32 protein-coding genes are annotated in these 19337 nt (G+C 43.0%); all 32 read right to left on the bottom strand.

The genetic code is table 11. The features are described from left to right. Positions 1-9: 9 nt before the first annotated feature. A complete protein-coding gene (rpmJ, locus tag AC622_RS19370; RefSeq protein WP_017473641.1) occupies positions 10-123 on the bottom strand; it encodes a 50S ribosomal protein L36 in 114 nt (37 codons plus the stop codon). A 38-nt stretch (positions 124-161) separates the two neighbouring features. Then, positions 162-380 carry a translation initiation factor IF-1 gene (infA, locus tag AC622_RS19375; RefSeq protein WP_040372572.1) on the bottom strand — a complete coding sequence of 73 codons (219 nt, stop codon included), beginning with the start codon at positions 378-380 and terminating at the stop codon, positions 162-164. Continuing rightward, positions 380-685 (bottom strand): KOW domain-containing RNA-binding protein, encoded by a 306-nt coding sequence (locus AC622_RS19380; protein WP_049672523.1) that lies wholly within the window; start codon positions 683-685, stop codon positions 380-382. Before AC622_RS19380 ends, infA begins: the two co-directional genes overlap by 1 nt. Positions 686-701: 16 nt before the next feature. Next, entirely contained in the window at positions 702-1448 is a 747-nt protein-coding gene (gene map, locus AC622_RS19385) for a type I methionyl aminopeptidase (protein ID WP_049672524.1), read from the bottom strand. Then, complete coding sequence (locus AC622_RS19390; protein ID WP_049672525.1) at positions 1445-2098, bottom strand: adenylate kinase; 654 nt, start codon at positions 2096-2098, stop codon at positions 1445-1447. The genes map and AC622_RS19390 overlap by 4 nt, the downstream gene beginning before the upstream one ends. Before the next feature lie 56 nt (positions 2099-2154). After that, on the bottom strand, positions 2155-3447 hold the full coding sequence (secY, locus tag AC622_RS19395; protein WP_049672526.1) for a preprotein translocase subunit SecY: 1293 nt from the start codon (positions 3445-3447) through the stop codon (positions 2155-2157). Continuing rightward, positions 3447-3887, bottom strand: a complete 441-nt coding sequence (gene rplO / locus AC622_RS19400; RefSeq protein ID WP_049672527.1) for a 50S ribosomal protein L15 — start codon at positions 3885-3887, stop codon at positions 3447-3449. Before rplO ends, secY begins: the two co-directional genes overlap by 1 nt. A gap of 33 nt (positions 3888-3920) precedes the next feature. Beyond that, the gene (gene rpmD / locus AC622_RS19405; RefSeq protein WP_049672528.1) at positions 3921-4103 is read right to left on the bottom strand and encodes a 50S ribosomal protein L30; all 183 of its coding nucleotides are present in this window, start codon (positions 4101-4103) and stop codon (positions 3921-3923) included. Between the two features lie 13 nt (positions 4104-4116). Continuing rightward, a complete protein-coding gene (gene rpsE / locus AC622_RS19410; RefSeq protein ID WP_049672529.1) occupies positions 4117-4617 on the bottom strand; it encodes a 30S ribosomal protein S5 in 501 nt (166 codons plus the stop codon). Positions 4618-4640: 23 nt separating this feature from the next. Then, complete coding sequence (rplR, locus tag AC622_RS19415) at positions 4641-5003, bottom strand: 50S ribosomal protein L18 (protein WP_049672530.1); 363 nt, start codon at positions 5001-5003, stop codon at positions 4641-4643. A 31-nt stretch (positions 5004-5034) separates the two neighbouring features. Further along, positions 5035-5571 (bottom strand): 50S ribosomal protein L6, encoded by a 537-nt coding sequence (gene rplF / locus AC622_RS19420; protein WP_049672531.1) that lies wholly within the window; start codon positions 5569-5571, stop codon positions 5035-5037. Between the two features lie 33 nt (positions 5572-5604). Next, on the bottom strand, positions 5605-6003 hold the full coding sequence (gene rpsH, locus AC622_RS19425) for a 30S ribosomal protein S8 (RefSeq protein ID WP_049672532.1): 399 nt from the start codon (positions 6001-6003) through the stop codon (positions 5605-5607). Between the two features lie 29 nt (positions 6004-6032). Further along, the gene (gene rpsN, locus AC622_RS20845) at positions 6033-6218 is read right to left on the bottom strand and encodes a 30S ribosomal protein S14 (RefSeq protein WP_053591330.1); all 186 of its coding nucleotides are present in this window, start codon (positions 6216-6218) and stop codon (positions 6033-6035) included. 24 nt (positions 6219-6242) lie between these two features. Next, positions 6243-6782 carry a 50S ribosomal protein L5 gene (gene rplE / locus AC622_RS19430; RefSeq protein WP_049672533.1) on the bottom strand — a complete coding sequence of 180 codons (540 nt, stop codon included), beginning with the start codon at positions 6780-6782 and terminating at the stop codon, positions 6243-6245. Positions 6783-6808: 26 nt separating this feature from the next. Further along, entirely contained in the window at positions 6809-7120 is a 312-nt protein-coding gene (gene rplX / locus AC622_RS19435) for a 50S ribosomal protein L24 (protein ID WP_049672534.1), read from the bottom strand. Positions 7121-7161: 41 nt separating this feature from the next. Next, the gene (gene rplN / locus AC622_RS19440) at positions 7162-7530 is read right to left on the bottom strand and encodes a 50S ribosomal protein L14 (RefSeq protein ID WP_049672535.1); all 369 of its coding nucleotides are present in this window, start codon (positions 7528-7530) and stop codon (positions 7162-7164) included. Between the two features lie 44 nt (positions 7531-7574). After that, on the bottom strand, positions 7575-7838 hold the full coding sequence (rpsQ, locus tag AC622_RS19445; RefSeq protein ID WP_049672536.1) for a 30S ribosomal protein S17: 264 nt from the start codon (positions 7836-7838) through the stop codon (positions 7575-7577). Between the two features lie 18 nt (positions 7839-7856). Then, the gene (gene rpmC, locus AC622_RS19450) at positions 7857-8057 is read right to left on the bottom strand and encodes a 50S ribosomal protein L29 (RefSeq protein WP_049672537.1); all 201 of its coding nucleotides are present in this window, start codon (positions 8055-8057) and stop codon (positions 7857-7859) included. After that, a complete protein-coding gene (gene rplP / locus AC622_RS19455) occupies positions 8054-8482 on the bottom strand; it encodes a 50S ribosomal protein L16 (protein WP_049672538.1) in 429 nt (142 codons plus the stop codon). Before rplP ends, rpmC begins: the two co-directional genes overlap by 4 nt. Before the next feature lies 1 nt (position 8483). After that, positions 8484-9140, bottom strand: coding sequence for a 30S ribosomal protein S3 (gene rpsC / locus AC622_RS19460; RefSeq protein WP_049672539.1), 657 nt, complete (start codon positions 9138-9140; stop codon positions 8484-8486). Between the two features lie 3 nt (positions 9141-9143). Next, positions 9144-9485, bottom strand: coding sequence for a 50S ribosomal protein L22 (gene rplV / locus AC622_RS19465; RefSeq protein ID WP_049672540.1), 342 nt, complete (start codon positions 9483-9485; stop codon positions 9144-9146). A gap of 21 nt (positions 9486-9506) precedes the next feature. After that, complete coding sequence (gene rpsS / locus AC622_RS19470; protein ID WP_049672541.1) at positions 9507-9785, bottom strand: 30S ribosomal protein S19; 279 nt, start codon at positions 9783-9785, stop codon at positions 9507-9509. Positions 9786-9845: 60 nt separating this feature from the next. Beyond that, positions 9846-10676, bottom strand: coding sequence for a 50S ribosomal protein L2 (gene rplB / locus AC622_RS19475; RefSeq protein WP_049672542.1), 831 nt, complete (start codon positions 10674-10676; stop codon positions 9846-9848). A gap of 27 nt (positions 10677-10703) precedes the next feature. Continuing rightward, the gene (rplW, locus tag AC622_RS19480; protein ID WP_049672543.1) at positions 10704-10988 is read right to left on the bottom strand and encodes a 50S ribosomal protein L23; all 285 of its coding nucleotides are present in this window, start codon (positions 10986-10988) and stop codon (positions 10704-10706) included. Beyond that, positions 10988-11614, bottom strand: coding sequence for a 50S ribosomal protein L4 (gene rplD, locus AC622_RS19485; RefSeq protein WP_049672544.1), 627 nt, complete (start codon positions 11612-11614; stop codon positions 10988-10990). Before rplD ends, rplW begins: the two co-directional genes overlap by 1 nt. A gap of 26 nt (positions 11615-11640) precedes the next feature. Next, positions 11641-12270, bottom strand: coding sequence for a 50S ribosomal protein L3 (gene rplC / locus AC622_RS19490; RefSeq protein WP_049672545.1), 630 nt, complete (start codon positions 12268-12270; stop codon positions 11641-11643). A 47-nt stretch (positions 12271-12317) separates the two neighbouring features. Next, complete coding sequence (gene rpsJ / locus AC622_RS19495; protein WP_049672546.1) at positions 12318-12626, bottom strand: 30S ribosomal protein S10; 309 nt, start codon at positions 12624-12626, stop codon at positions 12318-12320. Positions 12627-13061: 435 nt separating this feature from the next. After that, a complete protein-coding gene (locus AC622_RS19500) occupies positions 13062-14450 on the bottom strand; it encodes an HlyD family efflux transporter periplasmic adaptor subunit (RefSeq protein WP_049672547.1) in 1389 nt (462 codons plus the stop codon). Continuing rightward, a complete protein-coding gene (locus tag AC622_RS19505; protein ID WP_049672548.1) occupies positions 14447-15109 on the bottom strand; it encodes a hypothetical protein in 663 nt (220 codons plus the stop codon). The genes AC622_RS19500 and AC622_RS19505 overlap by 4 nt, the downstream gene beginning before the upstream one ends. Positions 15110-15424: 315 nt before the next feature. Beyond that, positions 15425-16612: an elongation factor Tu gene (gene tuf / locus AC622_RS19510; RefSeq protein ID WP_049672549.1), complete on the bottom strand. Its 1188-nt coding sequence runs from the start codon at positions 16610-16612 to the stop codon at positions 15425-15427. Positions 16613-16737: 125 nt separating this feature from the next. Continuing rightward, positions 16738-18816, bottom strand: a complete 2079-nt coding sequence (fusA, locus tag AC622_RS19515) for an elongation factor G (protein ID WP_049672550.1) — start codon at positions 18814-18816, stop codon at positions 16738-16740. Positions 18817-18865: 49 nt separating this feature from the next. Further along, complete coding sequence (rpsG, locus tag AC622_RS19520; RefSeq protein WP_049672551.1) at positions 18866-19336, bottom strand: 30S ribosomal protein S7; 471 nt, start codon at positions 19334-19336, stop codon at positions 18866-18868. Between the last annotated feature and the right edge of the window lies 1 nt (position 19337).

Genomic DNA, 19337 nt, shown 5'->3' on the forward strand with positions numbered 1-19337 from the left:
CCTTTATTATTACCCTTGTTTTTGCTTATGCTTTGGGTTTTCACAAATAACCATTACTTTACCGTTTCTACGGATAACTTTACATTTTTCGCAGATTGGTTTTACTGATGGTCTGACTTTCATTGTTTTCCCTCCTTATAAAATGCGGAGTGCAACCGAGATTATTTAAAACGATACGTTATTCTTCCGCGGGTTAAGTCATAAGGAGATAGCTCAACCGTCACTTTGTCACCAGGCAGAATTCGAATGAAGTGCATTCTAATTTTGCCGGACACATGAGCAAGGACAGTATGGCCATTCTCTAATTCCACTTTAAACATAGCGTTTGGTAAAGTCTCAGTAACTGTACCCTCAACTTCAATAACATCATCTTTTGCCATTACAGTTCTTCTCCCTTCTTCTCTAGGCTTTTCAAAAAATATGTCAATGCGTAACGGAGTTTTCCGTTCGTGACGCGACCTGTTTCCCCTAAGCTATTCTCCACCTCAGGAGAATGAGCTTCATAAAAATGCAAATGAAGCATGTTCTTTCGCTTCGCGCGATCAAACTTACGCCTGTCACCGTCAGCGATCCAAACAAACTTTTCATCAGCAATTCTCACAACGATGGCATATTGATCTGTGTCCCTGCCTTGAGTGACACGCACAAATTGTCCCAACCGGGGAGATCTTTCCTCATGGATCAATCAAGATCACCTACAATTAAACTAACGTTAAGATTTCATAGCCTTCTTCGGTAATCGCAACGGTGTGCTCAAAATGGGCACAATTCCTGCCATCAACCGTGACCACCGTCCAGTTATCCGACAACGTCTGGACGTAGCGGCTGCCGGCATTGACCATTGGCTCCACACAAATCACCATTCCCGGCTTCAGCCTTGGACCTTTATTAGGCGGGCCAAAGTGCGGCAATTGCGGTGCTTCATGTAAGTCTTGACCGATTCCGTGTCCGACATACTCTCTTACTATAGAAAAGCCGTTTTCCTCGACATATGTTTGAATAGCATGTGAGATATTAGAGAGACGTTGGCCTGGCTTTATTTCCGAAATCCCCTTAAAAAGGGACGTTTCTGTTACTTGAAGCAGTCTCCTAGTATCATCATCGATTTCTCCAACAGGATAAGTCCATGCTGAATCACCGTGATAACCATTGAGCTTAGCGCCTATATCAATACTGATTATATCGCCGTCCTTCAATGTTTTTTTACCAGGAATGCCATGTACAAGCTCGTTATTAACGGATGTACAAATGCTGCCACGAAAACCATTATACCCTTTAAAGGACGGAATTGCACCATGTTTGCAGATAAACTCATCTGCGATTGCATCCAATTCCTTTGTAGTAATGCCAGGCTGAATATATTTTTGCAGCTCTTGGTGTGTGAGCGCAACTAAACGGCCGGCTTCACGCATGATCGCAATCTCGCGTGGGGTTTTACAAATGATCATCGAGACAAGCTCCCGAGCAGCTCTTCTATATCCGCGAAGACTTTATCAATCGGTTGCTGTCCGTCAAGATTTCGTAAATAACCTTTTCCTTCATAGAAGGTAATCAGTGGCTGCGACTGTTGAATGTTAACATCGAGACGGGTCTGAACCGTTGCCTCGTTGTCATCCGCTCTTTGGTACAACTCTCCCCCACAGCGGTCGCACACGCCTTCTTTGGCTGGAGGATTGAATACTAGATGGTAAGTAGCACCGCATGCCTTGCAGATGCGTCGGCCTGTCAAGCGCTCCATTAGTATGCTTTTATCTACTTCTATATTAATGACATAGTCTAATTGCCGATCCATTTCAGCGAGAAGCGCTTCAAGTGCTTCAGCTTGAGCAACTGTACGAGGGAATCCATCAAGCAAGAATCCTTTTTGGCAGTCATCCTTAGCTAAACGCTCGCGTACAATTCCGATGGTAACTTCATCAGGAACAAGCTCGCCTTTATCCATATAGGATTTCGCCTCAAGACCAAGCGGAGTTTCATCCTTCATTGCTGCCCGAAACATATCTCCAGTAGAGATATGAGGGATATGGTATTCTTCTACTATTCTTTCTGCTTGAGTGCCTTTACCGGCGCCTGGCAGTCCCATTAATACAAGATTCACACTTTTTCCCCCTAAACAATAATAGGCTTGGGGAGCATAAATGTCCCCGAAACCTTTTATTTAATAAATCCTTTGTAATGTCTCTTCACTAACTGTGATTCTAATTGCTTCATTGTATCTAAGGCGACACCTACTACAATCAGAAGACTTGTTCCGCCAATTTGGGCAGAAGACGGAAGGTCAGCCAACTTAGTAAATAGTACCGGAAGTATAGCAATAAATGCAAGGAATAGCGCCCCGACGAAAGTCAATCGGTACAATACGCGAGTAAAGTATTCCCGAGTGGCATTACCCGGACGAATTCCTGGTACATATCCTCCCTGCTTCTTCAAGTTCTCGGACAGCTGTTCCGGGTTAACTTGAATGAAAGCATAAAAATAGGAGAAAGCAATGATCAAAGCAATGTAGAGAATCATCCCAACCGGGCGAGTGTAATCAAATGTATTCGTGATCCACGTCGTCACACTGTTCTCTCCGAAGAAAGAGGCGATCGTCGGTGGAGTGATAATGAAGGAAACAGCAAAGATTACCGGTATTACACCAGCAGAGTTAACTTTCAAAGGCAAGTGAGTATTATGTCCACCAACCGGGCCTTTGCCAGCAACCTGCTTCGCATATTGGATAGGTACTTTTCTGTTTGCTTGCTGAATGAAGATAACTCCAACAATGATTGCGATGATTGCCAAAACAATCAAGACTGCAATAACAATGTTTAGGAACAGAGCATCACCAGCATCTTCGAACATTGTTGCATATACTTGGTTAAGTGTAGAAGGGATTGCGGAAACAATACCTGCGAAGATAATGATCGAAATCCCATTTCCAACACCATTAGATGTGATTTGTTCACCGAGCCACAATAAGAATGCGGTACCGGCTGTTAATACTGTTGCAATCAACAGATACGTCGTAATTCCTGGGTTTTCTATCAAAGCTCCATTAGCCATGTTGTTAAAACCGTATGACATACCGAGAGCTTGGATAAATCCAAGCACAATCGTTCCATAGCGGGTAAACTGAGCTAATTTACGCCGTCCAACCTCACCTTGCTTAGACCATTCAGCGAATTTAGGGACAACATCCATCTGCAAGAGCTGGATGATGATCGATGCCGTGATATACGGCATGATACCCATCGCTAAAATAGAAAAGTTGCTAAGAGCTCCGCCTCCGAAGAAGTTAAGAACTCCAAAAACGCTTAACTGATCGCTCATATTGAGTATCTCAGCATTCACACCCGGAACCGGGATGAAGGTGCCGATGCGATAAATTACTAGCATAGCAAGAGTGAAGAGAATTTTGTTCCTGATATCTTTCACTCGCATGAAATTACGTAATGTACGGAACATTAAATCACCTCAGTTTTACCGCCTGCGGCTTCAATCGCTTCTTTTGCAGCAGCAGAGAATTTATGAGCTTTTACAGTTAACTTTTTCTCTACGTTACCTTTAGCAAGAATTTTGATTCCTGCTTTTTCACTTTTCACAACACCTGTTTCGATTAACAATTCAGGCGTTACTTCAGTACCATCTTCAAAGCGGTTAAGCTTTTCTAGGTTTACGGCTGCAAATTCTTTACGATGAATATTAGTGAATCCACGTTTTGGCAAACGTCTGAATAGAGGAGTTTGACCCCCTTCAAATCCAAGGCGAACACCACCGCCAGAGCGGGCATTTTGACCTTTGTGACCTTTAGTAGCGGTTTTACCGTGACCAGAACCAATACCGCGACCTACACGTTTGCGCGCTTTACGAGAACCTTCTGCAGGTTTTAATTCGTGAAGTTTCATGCTGGCACCTCCTTATATCAACGTTAGTTAGCATTAAATTTCTTTAACAGTTACAAGGTGTGAAACCTTGTTGATCATACCGCGAATAGCATCGTTGTCGTTATGCACTACAGTTTGGTGCATTTTCTTAAGACCAAGAGTATTCACTGTTACGCGTTGGTCTTCGGAACGGCCGATTAAACTACGCGTGAGGGTAATTTCCAATTTCTTTGCCATTTGATTTCCCTCCTTATCCTAACAGTTCCTCTACTGACTTACCACGCAATTTAGCCACTTCTTCAGCGGATTTCAATTGCTTGATACCATCAATAGTAGCACGAACCATATTGATTGGTGTGTTAGAGCCAAGAGACTTGGAAAGGATATCAGCAATACCTGCTAATTCAAGTACCGCACGAACTGGGCCACCAGCGATAACTCCAGTACCTTCAGAAGCTGGCTTCATTAGGATTTCACCAGATCCGAAACGTCCGATAACTTCGTGAGGAATTGTAACTCCAACCATTGGTACAGTCACCAAGTTTTTCTTCGCATCCTCGATAGCCTTGCGGATTGCATCAGGTACCTCTTGAGCTTTACCAGTACCGAATCCTACATGGCCGTTCTTATCTCCTACTACTACTAGAGCAGTGAAACGGAAACGACGTCCGCCTTTTACTACTTTAGCAACGCGGTTAACCGTAACTACGCGTTCTTCTAGTTCTAATTTATTTGGATCAATGCGACGCATCTAATATGTCCCTCCTTTATCTATTAGAATTGTAATCCGTTTTCACGTGCAGCATCTGCAAGTGCTTGTATGCGTCCGTGGTAAAGGTATCCTCCACGGTCAAAAACTACTTCGGAAACGCCTTTTTCTACAGCGCGTTTAGCGATTAATGCGCCAACTGCTTTAGCTGCATCCACATTGCTTGTGGCGTCAAGGCTAATTTCTTTATCAAGAGTTGATGCACTAGCCAATGTAACACCATTAGCATCATCAATAAGCTGTGCGTAAATGTGCTTATTGGATCGGAAAACATTCAAACGCGGACGAGCAGCAGTGCCAGCGAGCTTAGCGCGAACACGTGCATGTCTTTTCTTACGAGTAGCGTTTTTGTTAGCCTTCGTGATCATTTACGACACTCCTTTCCTAAGCTTTAGGGCCTTACTTACCTGTTTTACCTTCTTTACGACGAACATGTTCGCCTTCGTAACGAATACCTTTACCTTTGTAAGGTTCTGGTGGACGTACATCGCGGATGTTAGCAGCTAATGCGCCAACACGCTCTTTGTCAGTACCTTTGATGCTAATTTTTGTGTTAGCAGGAACTTCGATTTCAATTCCTTCTTCTGGTTCGATCTCTACTGGGTGAGAATATCCTACATTCAATACAAGCTTTTTACCTTGTTTTTGAGCACGATATCCGACACCAATCAACTCAAGGTTTCTTTCGAATCCTTTAGAGACACCTTCAACCATGTTTGCGATAATAGCGCGTGTAGTTCCGTGCAATGAACGATGAAGCTTCTCATCGCTTGGACGGTTTACAACTACGTTGTTATCTTCTACTTTAATTTCGATATCAGAGTGAAAAGTACGAGTCAATTCACCTTTTGGTCCTTTAACAGTTACTGTATGACCGTTCAATGTAACTGTAACTCCAGCTGGAATTTCTACAGGTTTTCTACCTACGCGGGACATTTCGTGCACCTCCATTCATAAGTGAAATGTTTATTACCATACGTACGCGATTACTTCTCCGCCAATTTTCTTAGCGCGTGCTTCTTTATCAGAAATAACACCTTGAGAAGTAGACACGATTGCAATACCTAGTCCGTTTAATACGCGTGGAACATCGTCTGCTTTAGCGTATACACGAAGACCTGGTTTACTGATACGTTTGATACCAGTGATTACGCGCTCATTGTTAGCGCCGTATTTTAAGAAGATACGCAAGATACCTTGTTTATTATCTTCGATGAATTCTACGTCACGGATGAAGCCTTCACGTTTCAAGATCTCAGCAACATCTTTTTTCATTTTGGAAGCTGGAACTTCCAATTTCTCGTGACGAACCATGTTCGCATTACGAATGCGAGTTAGCAAATCTGCAATTGGATCTGTCATTACCACAATGATAACCTCCTTCCCGGTTTCGGGTTTTACCAGCTAGCTTTTTTAACGCCTGGAATTTGTCCTTTATATGCTAGTTCACGGAAACAAATACGGCAAAGTTTAAATTTGCGGTATACAGAATGCGGACGACCACAACGTTCGCAACGTGTGTACTCTTGTACTTTAAACTTCGGTGTACGTTGTTGTTTCACGATCATTGATTTCTTAGCCACTTTTTCGCCTCCCTTATTTAGCGATTACTTTTGGAATGGCATTCCGAATTGACCTAGAAGCTCACGAGCTTCTTCGTCAGTGTTAGCAGTCGTTACGATAACAATGTCCATGCCTCGAACTTTGTTTACTTTATCGTAGTCGATTTCAGGGAAAATCAGCTGTTCCTTAACACCTAGTGTGTAGTTACCGCGTCCGTCGAATGCTTTTTTGGAGATTCCACGGAAGTCACGTACACGTGGTAAGGATACGGAAATTAATTTGTCAAGGAACTCATACATACGCTCACCGCGAAGAGTTACTTTACAACCGATTGCCATACCTTCACGAAGACGGAAACCAGCGATAGATTTTTTAGCTTTTGTTACAACTGGTTTTTGACCAGTGATCGTTGCTAATTCTTCTACAGCTACATCCAATGCTTTCGCGTTTTGAACAGCATCGCCGACACCCATATTCACAACGATTTTCTCAAGTTTTGGTACTTGCATTACAGAACTATAGTTAAACTTGCTCATAAGAGCAGGAGTGATTTCTTTTTGATATTTTTCCTTAAGGCGGTTCATTTGTTGTACCTCCCTTCGTTTATGACTTATTTATCTAAGGATTCACCTGATTTTTTTGCTACACGTACTTTTTTGCCGTCAACTGTTTGGTATCCTACGCGGGTAGGGTTCCCAGTTTTAGGGTCAATAATCATAACGTTGGAAACATGAATCGCTGCTTCCTGATCGAAGATTCCACCTTGTGGATTCGCTTGGGAAGGTTTAGCGTGTTTCTTAACAATGTTTACACCTTCAACAAGAACGCGGTCTTTTTTAGGGTATGCTTCAAGCACTACGCCTTGTTTACCTTTATCCTTGCCAGAGATGACGATAACTTTATCACCTTTTTTTACATGCACGAGATTCGCACCTCCTTGATCTTTCTCTATACAACCGTTTATTAAAGAACTTCAGGAGCTAATGAAACGATTTTCATGAAGTTGTTGTCGCGTAGTTCACGAGCAACTGGTCCGAAAATACGTGTTCCACGAGGGCTCTTGTCATCACGAATAATCACGCATGCATTTTCGTCGAAGCGAATGTAAGAACCATCTGTACGACGAACGCCGCGTTTAGTACGAACAACAACTGCCTTCACAACGTCACCTTTTTTAACAACGCCTCCTGGTGTTGCCTGTTTGACCGTACATACGATTACATCACCAATGTTAGCTGTCTTTCTACCAGAACCACCGAGAACTTTAATTGTAAGTACTTCACGAGCACCAGAGTTGTCAGCTACTTTCAAACGAGATTCCTGTTGAATCATCTGCGTAACCTCCCTTCGGAATTACTTAATCCGAAACTTTTATATTAAATGATAACCGCTTTTTCTACAACTTCCACTAAACGGAAACGTTTAGTTGCGGATAACGGGCGAGTTTCCATAATTTTAACGATATCGCCAACTTTTGCTTCATTCATTTCATCATGAGCTTTGTATTTTTTGGAGTATTTCACGCGTTTGCCATACAAAGGATGTGTTTTCTTTGTTTCAACGACAACTGTGATCGTCTTATCCATTTTGTCAGAAACAACACGGCCAGTGTATACTTTGCGCTGGTTGCGTTCACTCATTATGTGAACCTCCTCTCATTAATTGTTTACGCCGAGCTCTCTTTCACGTACAACTGTTTTCATACGAGCAATCGCTTTACGAACTTCACGAATGCGCGCTGGGTTTTCCAATTGTCCAGTAGCAAGCTGGAAGCGAAGGTTGAAAAGCTCTTCTTTGAGTGCTTTAAGTTTTTGTTCTATTTCGGCAGTGGTTAAATCACGGATCTCATTAGATTTCATTCTGCTTCACCACCAATTTCTTCACGTTTTACAAACTTACATTTTACAGGAAGTTTGTGTGATGCTAGTCGAAGTGCTTCACGAGCTACCTCTTCAGATACTCCAGCAATTTCGAACATAATTTTACCTGGTTTTACTACTGCAACCCATCCTTCAGGCGCCCCTTTACCGGAACCCATACGTACTTCTAAAGGTTTTGCAGTGTAAGGCTTGTGAGGGAAAATTTTGATCCAAACTTTACCGCCACGTTTCATATAACGAGTCATCGCGATACGTGCAGCTTCGATTTGACGGTTTGTGATCCAAGAAGCTTCAAGAGCTTGTAAACCGAATTCACCGAATGCAACTTCAGTACCGCCTTTAGCACGGCCTCTCATCTTTCCGCGGTGTTCACGGCGATGTTTTACGCGTTTAGGCAATAACATATTATTTTCCTCCTTCCACAGACTTCTTCTTAGCAGGAAGGACTTCTCCACGATAGATCCATACTTTTACTCCAAGCTTTCCGTAAGTTGTGTCCGCTTCTGCTGTAGCATAGTCGATGTCAGCACGAAGAGTATGAAGTGGAACAGTTCCTTCACTGTAGTGTTCAGCACGGGCGATATCTGCTCCGCCTAAACGTCCAGATACTTGAGTTTTGATACCTTTTGCACCAGCGCGCATTGCACGTTGGATTGTTTGTTTTTGTGCACGACGGAAAGATACACGGTTTTCTAATTGACGCGCGATATTTTCCGCTACTAGTTTAGCGTCCAAATCAGCTCTCTTGATTTCGATGATGTTGATATGAACACGTTTTTCAGTTAATTGGTTGAGTGCTTTACGAAGCGCTTCAACTTCAGTACCACCTTTACCGATAACCATACCAGGCTTCGCAGTGTGGATAGAAATGTTCACGCGGTTTGCAGCACGTTCGATTTCGATTTTAGAAACAGATGCATCGTTAAGACGCTTCATAATGTACTCACGTACTTTAAGGTCTTCGTGCAAAAGTTTTGCGTAGTCTTTGTCTGCGAACCATTTGGATTCCCAATCACGGATGATCCCGATACGCATACCGACCGGATTTACCTTTTGACCCACGGATTATCCCTCCTTCTTTTCTGATACAACGATTGTGATGTGGCTTGTGCGTTTGTTAATTGCGCTTGCGCGACCCATAGCACGAGGACGGAAACGTTTAAGTGTTGGTCCTTCGTTTGCGTATGCTTCAGAAACAACAAGTGTATTAACGTCCATATCGTAGTTGTGTTCTGCATTTGCCATAGCAGATTTCAATACTTTTTCGATAACTGGAGAAGCTGCTTTCGGAGTGTAGTTAAGAATAGCAATTGCTTCACCTACTTGCTTACCTCGGATTAGATCTAGTACTAAACGAGCTTTACGAGGAGCAATACGAACTGTTCTTGCAACAGCTTTTGCTTGCATAATTTATGCCTCCTCTCTGGATTAACGTCTTGTTTTCTTATCGTCTCCGGCATGACCTTTGTAAGCGCGAGTTGGTGCGAATTCACCGAACTTGTGGCCTACCATGTCTTCCGTAACATAAACTGGTACGTGTTTGCGTCCATCGTATACAGCAACTGTATGTCCGATGAATTGTGGGAAGATTGTAGAACGGCGTGACCAAGTTTTGATAACTTGCTTCTTGTCAGTCTCGTTCAATGCTTCAACCTTCTTCATGAGATGATCGTCAACAAATGGTCCTTTTTTTAGGCTGCGACCCATGATTGTGCCTCCCTTCGTGATTGCCCTACGGTTCTGTTATCGAACCGTAGTACAACCGCGTTATTTTTTACGACGACGAACGATAAACTTGTCTGTTTTGTTCTTTTTCTTACGAGTTTTAAGACCAAGAGCAGGTTTGCCCCAAGGTGTCATTGGAGATTTACGTCCGATAGGTGCTCTACCTTCACCACCACCGTGTGGGTGATCAACTGGGTTCATTACAGAACCACGTACAGTAGGGCGTTTGCCTAACCAACGAGAACGACCGGCTTTACCGATGTTGATAAGTTCGTGTTGTTCGTTACCCACTTGACCGATTGTAGCGCGGCAAGTAGAAAGAATCATACGAACCTCTCCAGAGTTAAGACGTACAAGAACGTAACGTCCCTCTTTACCTAATACTTGAGCAGAAGTTCCTGCAGAACGGACTAATTGTCCTCCTTTACCAGGTTTCAACTCGATATTGTGGATAACTGTACCCACTGGAATGTTTATTAATGGAAGAGCGTTACCTACTTTGATGTCCGCTTCAGAACCAGACATAATTTCCATGCCTACTTCCAAGTTTTTCGGAGCAATAATGTAACGTTTTTCCCCATCAACATAGTTGATTAATGCAATGTTAGCAGAACGGTTTGGATCGTACTCGATAGTAGCAACGCGTCCTGGAATGCCATCTTTATCACGTTTGAAGTCGATGATACGGTATTGGCGCTTGTGGCCGCCACCTTGATGACGAACAGTTAACTTACCTTGGTTGTTGCGGCCGCCCTTTTTGTGTAAAGGTGCAAGCAATGATTTTTCCGGTCTGTCTGTAGTGATCTCAGCGAAATCGGAAGTAGTCATTCCGCGACGACCATTGCTGGTAGGTTTGTAATGTTTAATCGCCATGTTGTGTTCCCTCCTTTTCTTTTAAAATTAAGCCTCGAAGAATTCGATTTCTTTGCTATCAGCAGTTAGCGTAACAATCGCTTTGCGGCGTTTGTTTGTATATCCAGCATGTCTACCCATGCGTTTGAATTTACCTTTGTAGTTCATAACGTTAACTTTCTCAACTTTTACGTCAAAGATTTCTTGTACAGCATCTTTGATTTGAGTTTTGTTAGCTCTAACGTCAACTTCGAAAGTGTATTTCTTATCAGCCATAATGTCAGCTGAGAACTCTGTGATCACGGGGCGCTTAATAATATCGCGTGCTTCCATTATCCAAGCACCTCCTCTATTTTTTCAACAGCTGCTTTAGTCATGATTAATTTCTCATGTCCAACAACCTCTAGTACGTTGATCGCGTTAGCTTCAACAACAGTTACTCCAGGAATGTTGCGGCCAGATAATGCTACGTTTTCGTCTACATCAGCAGTAACGATTAACGCTTTTTTGTTTTCAGTATTCAAGCCTTTTAATACAGCTGTGAATTCTTTTGTTTTTGGCGCTTCAAAGCTCAAAGCATCAAGAACAATGATGTTTTCTTCGTTTACTTTCGCAGAAAGAACAGATTTAATCGCTAAGCGACGTACTTTCTTAGGAAGTTTGTAAGCATAACCTCTTGGTGTAGGTCCGAAAACAACACCACCGCCACGCCATTGTGGTGAACGGATAGAGCCTTGACGGGCACGACCAGTTCCTTTTTGACGCCATGGTTTACGGCCACCGCCGCTTACTTCAGAGCGGTTTTTCACTTTATGTGTACCTTGACGCAAAGATGCTCTTTGCATAAGGATTGCTTCAGTTACTACGTTCTCATTTGGTTCGATGCCAAATACGGACTCGTTAAGCTCGATATCGCCAACTTGAGCGCCGCTTTGGTTTAAAAGAGCAATTTTCGGCATTGCAATTTTCCTCCTTTCTCGTTAGATTAGTTCGCTTTAACCGCAGTTTTGATTTTTAGTAAAGCTTTTTTAGGTCCAGGAACGTTACCTTTGATAAGGATTACGTTACGTTCTGCATCAACCTTAACGATTTGAAGGTTTTGTACAGTGATTTGAGTTCCACCCATACGTCCAGCAAGTTTTTTGCCTTTGAATACGCGGTTTGGAGCAACTGGTCCCATTGAACCAGGACGACGATGGTAGCGGGATCCGTGAGCCATTGGTCCACGAGCTTGGCCGTGACGTTTGATTGGTCCTTGGAAACCTTTACCTTTCGAGATTCCTGTTACATCTACGATTTCGCCTTCTGCGAAAATATCAACTTTGACTTCCTGACCTACCTCGTAAGTGTTGAGGTCTGCATCGCGGAATTCGCGAGTGAAGCGCTTAGGAGCAGTGTTTGCTTTTTCAGCGTGTCCTTTTTCCGGCTTGTTAGCAAGCTTCTCGCGAAGATCTTCGAAACCAAGCTGGATTGCTTCGTAACCGTCGTTTTCGACAGTTTTCTTTTGAAGAACAACGTTAGGTACTGCTTCAACAACTGTTACCGGGATAAGTTCACCGTTCTCAGCAAATACTTGAGTCATACCAATTTTTCTTCCTAAGATTCCTTTGGTCATTTCGTCACACCTCCTGTAAATATTGTTTGTTTTATTTGTTCAAACGATTATAATTTGATTTCGATATCGACGCCAGATGGCAAATCTAAACGCATTAGAGAATCTACAGTTTGTGGTGTAGGATTCACAATGTCGATTAGACGTTTGTGCGTGCGCATTTCGAATTGCTCACGAGAATCTTTGTATTTGTGTACCGCACGTAGGATAGTGTATACGTTTCTTTCAGTCGGAAGTGGAATCGGACCTGAAACGGCTGCACCAGAACGTTTTGCAGTTTCTACAATTTTCTCAGCAGATTGATCAAGGATTCTGTGATCGTAAGCTTTTAAACGGATGCGAATCTTTTGTTTTGCCATTATTTTCCCTCCTTTATCGCCTATTTTGTAATAGACATTCTCCGCGGAAATCTCCTCACACACTCGCCATGGCAAAGCGGCCGGGTGTGTCAGCAACCTTCCACATCATCGCAATGAAAAGACCAACATTGTCTATTATACCTAATGTTTATCGAATATGCAATAGCTAAATATTCTTTTCGGTCTCAACACTTTTTTAAGTATACATGCTCATAACCTCAATATCAAGTTATCTGAAGTGCTTTCCAACATTCTACTAAGTAAGGGCGATTAGAGGATTCCATCGATGAGGTTTTGCTACACTGTAAGCTTGTATCTGCACGGAGAAATAATGGCTGATTACTACACAAAAAAAGGTCTGCATCCATTGGATACAGACCTCTTAGCTGCTAAATAACCAAGCTTTAAAAACGAGTTTCTTCTATAATACATAGCTTATCGAAGTAATCCATGCAGATACAATAAGGAGAACTCCTTGCCGGTAAATTGCTTCATACGTTTCTTCGTAAGAGAATCCCAGTCAGCGGCCTTAATATAGCTTGTTCCTGTTTTAATCGTGAGATCAGCTTCCCTGAGCAGCGGCTGCCCCTTCTTCAAGCCCTTTTTAATCACATATTGCTTGTCAGCATGAAGCCCGATAACAACATTCTGCTGCTTCAGCTTCCCTTTCTGTAGTACGAGAGCTTTATTATATCTTACTGCATCATCCCGTATGGTAGGTCCTGTCAGCTCTGCTAATGTGATATCCGCGTTCATATGTGCTCCTATACGAAGAGAGGCAGTTTGGGATTCGGCAGCATCCTCATCTGATTCATCAGATGGCACTGCTAGCTCATCTGTTCCTCCCTCAGCATCGTCTTCCCCCTCAAACTCTTCTTCAAGTACTTCAGGTTCCTCTACTTGATTGTCATCTGCTGAATCCTCTGCCGGCTCCCCTTCTTCTGCTTCTCCCTCCTCAATCTCAATGGTTACAGGGTACAGACTTTGACCATCTGCGCCATCTTTCTTCTCAGGGTATGCTCCCACATCAATGATATTTCCGAAGACTCGGTTTGCTTTCATAAACTCAGGATATAGCAGGACAGTTTGTCCAGGCTCGACCTTATGTATATGTTCTTCATCCACATAAGCAACTGCCCATAGAGGGTTGCTAGATGCAATCGTCAAGATGGGGTCACCGTCAGCTCTTCTTTCACCATGCACCTCTGTGATGATCCCTGTAACTTCACTCTCTATAACTATTTCTGAAGAAACATCCTTCAGGTGGTCAATCTTCGCTTGGTTATTTGCTTGCTTTAACTCAATTTGCTTTACACTGTAATCGATATTATTGATTTCATATTGAATAGGGCGAGTTTGATCATAAGAAGGATGTACATGCTCATCCCCCTCCTCTTCTCCATCAATATCCGGGAGAGATTCAGTCTCGCTCAACTCCTCTTCAAGGACTGTTCTGTCCTCGAGAAGTTTCTCCTTCTCCAATTCCAGTTCAGCGTTTCCCTGCTCCAATGATTCAATTTCAACCTTCGCTGAATCATTCCTATATTCTACAAGAGGTGTGCCTTCTTCTATGTACTGACCTTCCTCCACTAATATAGACTGAATCTCACCCTTATCCTTTTCAACGTAAACATATGTAACGGAGGAGGACTCAACCACACCCTCTGTTCCGAATGTTTTCTTTAATGTTTTCTCCTTAGCAGCAATTGGTTTAGAAATGAGTACTGTCCGATCTATATCCTTGTTATCCTCTAACAGGAACATATTGACTGTTACGAAGAGAATAATAAGTAAAGCTGCCAGCATGTAATATTTACGTCTCATAGATTCACCTTCATCGTATGAATAAGTGTGCTTGTTGCACTATTAAAAAGTATGTAAATAACCCAAGAAAGAATCACGATTAGCAGGACTCTTCTCCCTTCAAAGCCATATGTCTTTCTTAGCAAGCTAAATTGGCTCCATCCGGATAAAATCATAAAGATGGTCACCTCAGCCCCAAGCATGATCCAGAAAGTCTGACTTGTCAGTGATTGCGCGATAATTCCAAACCCAAGCGGTGAAGAGTACTCAGGCACACGGAGCAGAATGGAAACCACCAAGTCGACCGTATTCCCAAATAGGATGATCATCATCGGCATCAACTGCATACGCCATACAGTCCCAAAATCGAGCTCCTCAAAGACCAGCCAAATGAGCACAGTAAAAAAGAGTGTAAAGCATAAAGGAGACAGGATTCCTGCCGTGGCCTTACCTAGCATGAAGATTCCTTTTGCTGTTTCCCACCTTCCTTCGGCTGTCTGTTCCATCAGGACCGAAAAGGATTCACTTCCCACTCCGAGAAATCCACTGAACCCAGCGAGCAAAAAACTGTAGAGAATGAGACCGGTGAAATAAAGGCTGTACTTCCTAACTGTCATCGGCTGTCGTATTTCCCTTTTATATTGATAAGGGTTAAATGCTGATCGAATGGTCTCTAGCATTGCGGTCCTCCATAATCCAAAATTAACCTTCTATGCTATTGTATCTCAATTTTTTCTTTGGAGAAAGTTATAGCCTGACCGAAATACTGTCCATTTTCTATATAAAAAGCTTTGTTATTCTTAATTATAGTTTTTCATTGCAAGTGGATAAACCAATGAGGCAGCCAGGGAACACCGGGGTTCTCCCCCTGCCAGCTAGTCCTGGCCTATAATGATGGCGGGCAGTATTCTACTATTAACCACTATCTATATCACAGCCATATAAAAAAAGCAGGCAGTCATTATGACTGCCTGCTTTTATAGCATAGGCTATTATTATTCGCTGATTGTAGAAACTACGCCAGCGCCTACTGTACGTCCGCCTTCACGAATAGAGAACTTAGTTCCTTCTTCGATCGCAACTGGAGCGATAAGTTCAACAGACATTTCGATGTTGTCGCCAGGCATAACCATTTCAGTTCCTTCTGGAAGGTTAACAACACCAGTTACGTCAGTTGTACGGAAGTAGAATTGTGGACGGTAGTTAGAGAAGAATGGAGTGTGACGTCCGCCTTCTTCTTTAGACAATACGTAAACTTCAGCTTTGAATTTAGTGTGTGGGTTGATAGTACCTGGTTTAGCAAGTACTTGACCACGTTGGATATCTTCACGTGCTACACCACGAAGAAGGGCACCAATGTTGTCACCAGCTTCAGCGTAATCAAGAAGCTTACGGAACATTTCTACACCTGTTACAGTTGTAGATTTTGGTTCGTCAGCAAGACCGATGATTTCAACAACGTCACCAACTTTAACTTGACCACGTTCTACACGGCCAGTTGCAACTGTACCACGACCAGTGATAGAGAATACGTCCTCAACTGGCATCATGAATGGTTTGTCAGTGTCACGAGTTGGAGTTGGGATGTATTCGTCAACAGCGTTCATAAGTTCAACGATTTTTTCTTCCCACTCAGCTTCACCTTCAAGAGCTTTAAGAGCAGAACCTTTGATAACAGGGATGTCATCGCCAGGGAAATCGTACTCAGAAAGAAGGTCACGGATTTCCATTTCTACTAGTTCAAGAAGTTCTTCGTCGTCTACCATGTCACATTTGTTCATGAATACAACAAGGTAAGGTACACCTACTTGACGAGAAAGAAGGATGTGCTCACGAGTTTGTGGCATTGGGCCGTCAGCAGCGGATACAACAAGGATACCGCCGTCCATTTGAGCTGCACCAGTGATCATGTTTTTAACATAGTCAGCGTGTCCTGGGCAGTCTACGTGTGCGTAGTGACGGTTGTCAGTTTCGTACTCAACGTGTGCAGTAGAGATTGTGATACCACGTTCTCTTTCTTCTGGAGCACCATCGATTTGGTCATATGCACGTGCTTCTGCTTGTCCTTTTTTAGCAAGTACAGAAGTGATTGCAGCTGTAAGAGTTGTTTTACCGTGGTCAACGTGACCGATAGTTCCGATATTAACGTGTGGTTTAGAACGATCAAATTTAGCTTTTGCCATTTTAGGATTTCCTCCTTTAATATAAGAAAATTGATTATTAATACTATGTGTGCCAAGACAGCAGGCTTATGGCCGCTATCTTGGCTTACATAAGTAGTTATACTTTAATAAAGCGTGAAAATCAATTATTCACCTTTATTTTTTTTGATGATTTCATCAGCGATGCTCTTAGGCACTTCTTCGTAGTGGTCGAAGGTCATAGAGAACACGCCGCGTCCTTGAGTGTTGGAACGCAATGTAGTTGCGTAACCGAACATTTCTGATAGAGGTACCATAGCGCGAACAACTTGTGCGTTACCGCGTGCTTCCATACCTTCTACACGTCCACGACGAGCTGTGATGTTACCCATGATGTCACCCATGTACTCTTCAGGGATAACAACTTCAACGCTCATCATTGGCTCAAGGATAACCGGATTACATTTAGAAGCTGCATTTTTAAGAGCCATGGATGCAGCAACTTTAAACGCCATCTCAGAGGAGTCAACGTCATGGTAAGATCCGTCGAATAATTTCGCTTTGATGTCGATTAATGGGTAACCTGCAAGTACACCGCGGTCAAGCGCGTCTTCAAGACCTGCTTGTACAGCTGGGATGTATTCACGTGGGACAACCCCACCGACGATTGCGTTTTCGAATTCGAAGCCTTTTCCTTCTTCGTTTGGTGAGAATTCAATCCAAACGTGACCGTATTGTCCACGACCACCAGATTGACGAGCAAACTTACCTTCTACTTGTGCAGAAGTACGGAATGTCTCACGGTAAGCAACTTGAGGAGCACCTACGTTCGCTTCTACTTTGAACTCACGACGCATACGGTCTACTAAGATATCTAAGTGAAGCTCACCCATACCTTCGATGATCGTTTGGCCAGTTTCCTGGTCAGTGTGAGCACGGAAAGTTGGATCTTCCTCTTGAAGTTTTTGAAGAGCAGTAGACATTTTGTCTTGGTCTGCTTTAGATTTAGGCTCGATAGAAAGGGAGATAACTGGCTCTGGGAATTCCATGGATTCTAAGATAACTAGGTTCTTTTCCTCACATAGAGTATCTCCAGTTGTAGTGTCTTTTAGACCTACAGCTGCCGCGATATCCCCAGCATATACTTGGCTGATCTCTTGACGAGAGTTAGCGTGCATTTGCAGGATACGTCCTACACGTTCACGTTTACCTTTCGTAGAGTTTTGTACATATGAACCTGAGCTCAATGTACCAGAGTATACGCGGAAGAATGTCAATTTACCGACATAAGGGTCAGTCATAACTTTGAACGCAAGCGCTGCGAAAGGCTCGTTGTCATCAGAATGACGTTCCACTTCTTCATCAGTATCCGGTAGAGTACCTTTAATTGCAGGTACATCTAATGGAGATGGAAGGTAGTCGATAACTGCATCTAGCATTAATTGAACACCTTTGTTTTTGAAGGCAGATCCACAGATAACTGGGTAGAATTCAACGTTAACAGTACCTTTACGGATAGCTGCTTTCAATTCCTCTTTAGTGATTTCTTCACCGCCAAGGTATTTTTCCATTAATTCTTCATCAATTTCTGCTACTGCTTCGATTAACTTTTCACGGTATTCTTCAGCTAGTGGCATATGTTCTTCAGGAATTTCACGAACTTCGATGTCTGTTCCAAGGTCATTACCATAGAACACAGCGTTCATTTCAACAAGGTCGATGATCGCTTCGAAGTCATCTTCAGCACCGATAGGAAGCTGAATTGGGTGTGCATTCGCTTGAAGACGCTCATGCAATGTTTTTACGGAGTATAAGAAATCAGCACCGATTTTGTCCATTTTGTTTACGAAAACAACACGTGGTACTCCGTAAGTAGTAGCTTGACGCCAAACTGTTTCAGTTTGCGGCTCAACACCGGATTGCGCGTCTAGTACAGCTACTGCACCATCAAGTACACGTAGGGAACGCTCAACTTCAACTGTGAAGTCTACGTGTCCTGGAGTGTCGATGATGTTTACGCGGTGACCTTTCCATTGCGCAGTTGTTGCAGCAGATGTGATCGTGATTCCGCGTTCTTGCTCTTGTTCCATCCAGTCCATTTGGGAAGCACCTTCATGTGTTTCACCAATTTTGTGGATACGACCAGTGTAATATAATACACGCTCAGTAGTAGTCGTTTTACCGGCATCAATGTGAGCCATGATACCGATATTACGAGTATTTTCTAAGGAGAACTCTCTAGCCATTGGGTCTTTCTCCTTCCTTCTGATTTATAGATTTTTAGTAGGTTAAATATTACCAACGGTAATGAGCGAAAGCTTTGTTAGCTTCAGCCATTTTGTGTGTATCTTCGCGTTTTTTCACAGATGCGCCAGTGTTGTTAGCTGCGTCCATGATTTCGTTAGCTAAACGCTCTTCCATCGTTTTTTCACCACGAAGGCGAGCATAGTTTACTAACCAGCGAAGTCCTAGTGTAGTACGGCGGTCAGGGCGAACCTCAACTGGTACTTGGTAGTTAGCACCACCAACACGGCGTGCTCTAACTTCTAGAACTGGCATGATATTTTTAAGCGCTTGGTCGAAAACTTCCATTGGCTCTTTACCAGTACGCTCGCTTACGATATCGAAAGCAGCATAAAGGATTTTTTGGGAAGTTCCTCTTTTTCCATCGATCATCATTTTGTTGATCAATTTAGTTACAAGCTTGGAATTATAAATCGGATCAGGCAATACATCTCTTTTTGAAACAGGTCCTTTACGAGGCATA

The sequence above is a fragment of the Bacillus sp. FJAT-27916 genome (assembly GCF_001183965.1).
Lineage (GTDB): Bacteria > Bacillota > Bacilli > Bacillales > Pradoshiaceae > Pradoshia.

Bases quoted from the DNA above. Each gene is read 5' to 3' on its own strand.
- rpmJ (WP_017473641.1), bottom strand. From the start codon at position 123: ATGAAAGTCAGACCATCAGTAAAACCAATCTGCGAAAAATGTAAAGTT.
- infA (WP_040372572.1), bottom strand. From the start codon at position 380: ATGGCAAAAGATGATGTTATTGAAGTTGAGGGTACAGTTACTGAGACT.
- map (WP_049672524.1), bottom strand. From the start codon at position 1,448: ATGATCATTTGTAAAACCCCACGCGAGATTGCGATCATGCGTGAAGCC.
- secY (WP_049672526.1), bottom strand. From the start codon at position 3,447: ATGTTCCGTACATTACGTAATTTCATGCGAGTGAAAGATATCAGGAAC.
- rplO (WP_049672527.1), bottom strand. From the start codon at position 3,887: ATGAAACTTCACGAATTAAAACCTGCAGAAGGTTCTCGTAAAGCGCGC.
- rpmD (WP_049672528.1), bottom strand. From the start codon at position 4,103: ATGGCAAAGAAATTGGAAATTACCCTCACGCGTAGTTTAATCGGCCGT.
- rpsE (WP_049672529.1), bottom strand. From the start codon at position 4,617: ATGCGTCGCATTGATCCAAATAAATTAGAACTAGAAGAACGCGTAGTT.
- rplR (WP_049672530.1), bottom strand. From the start codon at position 5,003: ATGATCACGAAGGCTAACAAAAACGCTACTCGTAAGAAAAGACATGCA.
- rplF (WP_049672531.1), bottom strand. From the start codon at position 5,571: ATGTCCCGCGTAGGTAGAAAACCTGTAGAAATTCCAGCTGGAGTTACA.
- rplE (WP_049672533.1), bottom strand. From the start codon at position 6,782: ATGAACCGCCTTAAGGAAAAATATCAAAAAGAAATCACTCCTGCTCTT.
- rplN (WP_049672535.1), bottom strand. From the start codon at position 7,530: ATGATTCAACAGGAATCTCGTTTGAAAGTAGCTGACAACTCTGGTGCT.
- rpsQ (WP_049672536.1), bottom strand. From the start codon at position 7,838: ATGAGTGAACGCAACCAGCGCAAAGTATACACTGGCCGTGTTGTTTCT.
- rpmC (WP_049672537.1), bottom strand. From the start codon at position 8,057: ATGAAATCTAATGAGATCCGTGATTTAACCACTGCCGAAATAGAACAA.
- rplP (WP_049672538.1), bottom strand. From the start codon at position 8,482: ATGTTATTGCCTAAACGCGTAAAACATCGCCGTGAACACCGCGGAAAG.
- rplV (WP_049672540.1), bottom strand. From the start codon at position 9,485: ATGCAAGCAAAAGCTGTTGCAAGAACAGTTCGTATTGCTCCTCGTAAA.
- rpsS (WP_049672541.1), bottom strand. From the start codon at position 9,785: ATGGGTCGCAGCCTAAAAAAAGGACCATTTGTTGACGATCATCTCATG.
- rplB (WP_049672542.1), bottom strand. From the start codon at position 10,676: ATGGCGATTAAACATTACAAACCTACCAGCAATGGTCGTCGCGGAATG.
- rplW (WP_049672543.1), bottom strand. From the start codon at position 10,988: ATGGAAGCACGCGATATTATTAAGCGCCCCGTGATCACAGAGTTCTCA.
- rplD (WP_049672544.1), bottom strand. From the start codon at position 11,614: ATGCCGAAAATTGCTCTTTTAAACCAAAGCGGCGCTCAAGTTGGCGAT.
- rplC (WP_049672545.1), bottom strand. From the start codon at position 12,270: ATGACCAAAGGAATCTTAGGAAGAAAAATTGGTATGACTCAAGTATTT.
- rpsJ (WP_049672546.1), bottom strand. From the start codon at position 12,626: ATGGCAAAACAAAAGATTCGCATCCGTTTAAAAGCTTACGATCACAGA.
- AC622_RS19500 (WP_049672547.1), bottom strand. From the start codon at position 14,450: ATGAGACGTAAATATTACATGCTGGCAGCTTTACTTATTATTCTCTTC.
- AC622_RS19505 (WP_049672548.1), bottom strand. From the start codon at position 15,109: ATGCTAGAGACCATTCGATCAGCATTTAACCCTTATCAATATAAAAGG.
- tuf (WP_049672549.1), bottom strand. From the start codon at position 16,612: ATGGCAAAAGCTAAATTTGATCGTTCTAAACCACACGTTAATATCGGA.
- fusA (WP_049672550.1), bottom strand. From the start codon at position 18,816: ATGGCTAGAGAGTTCTCCTTAGAAAATACTCGTAATATCGGTATCATG.
- rpsG (WP_049672551.1), bottom strand. From the start codon at position 19,336: ATGCCTCGTAAAGGACCTGTTTCAAAAAGAGATGTATTGCCTGATCCG.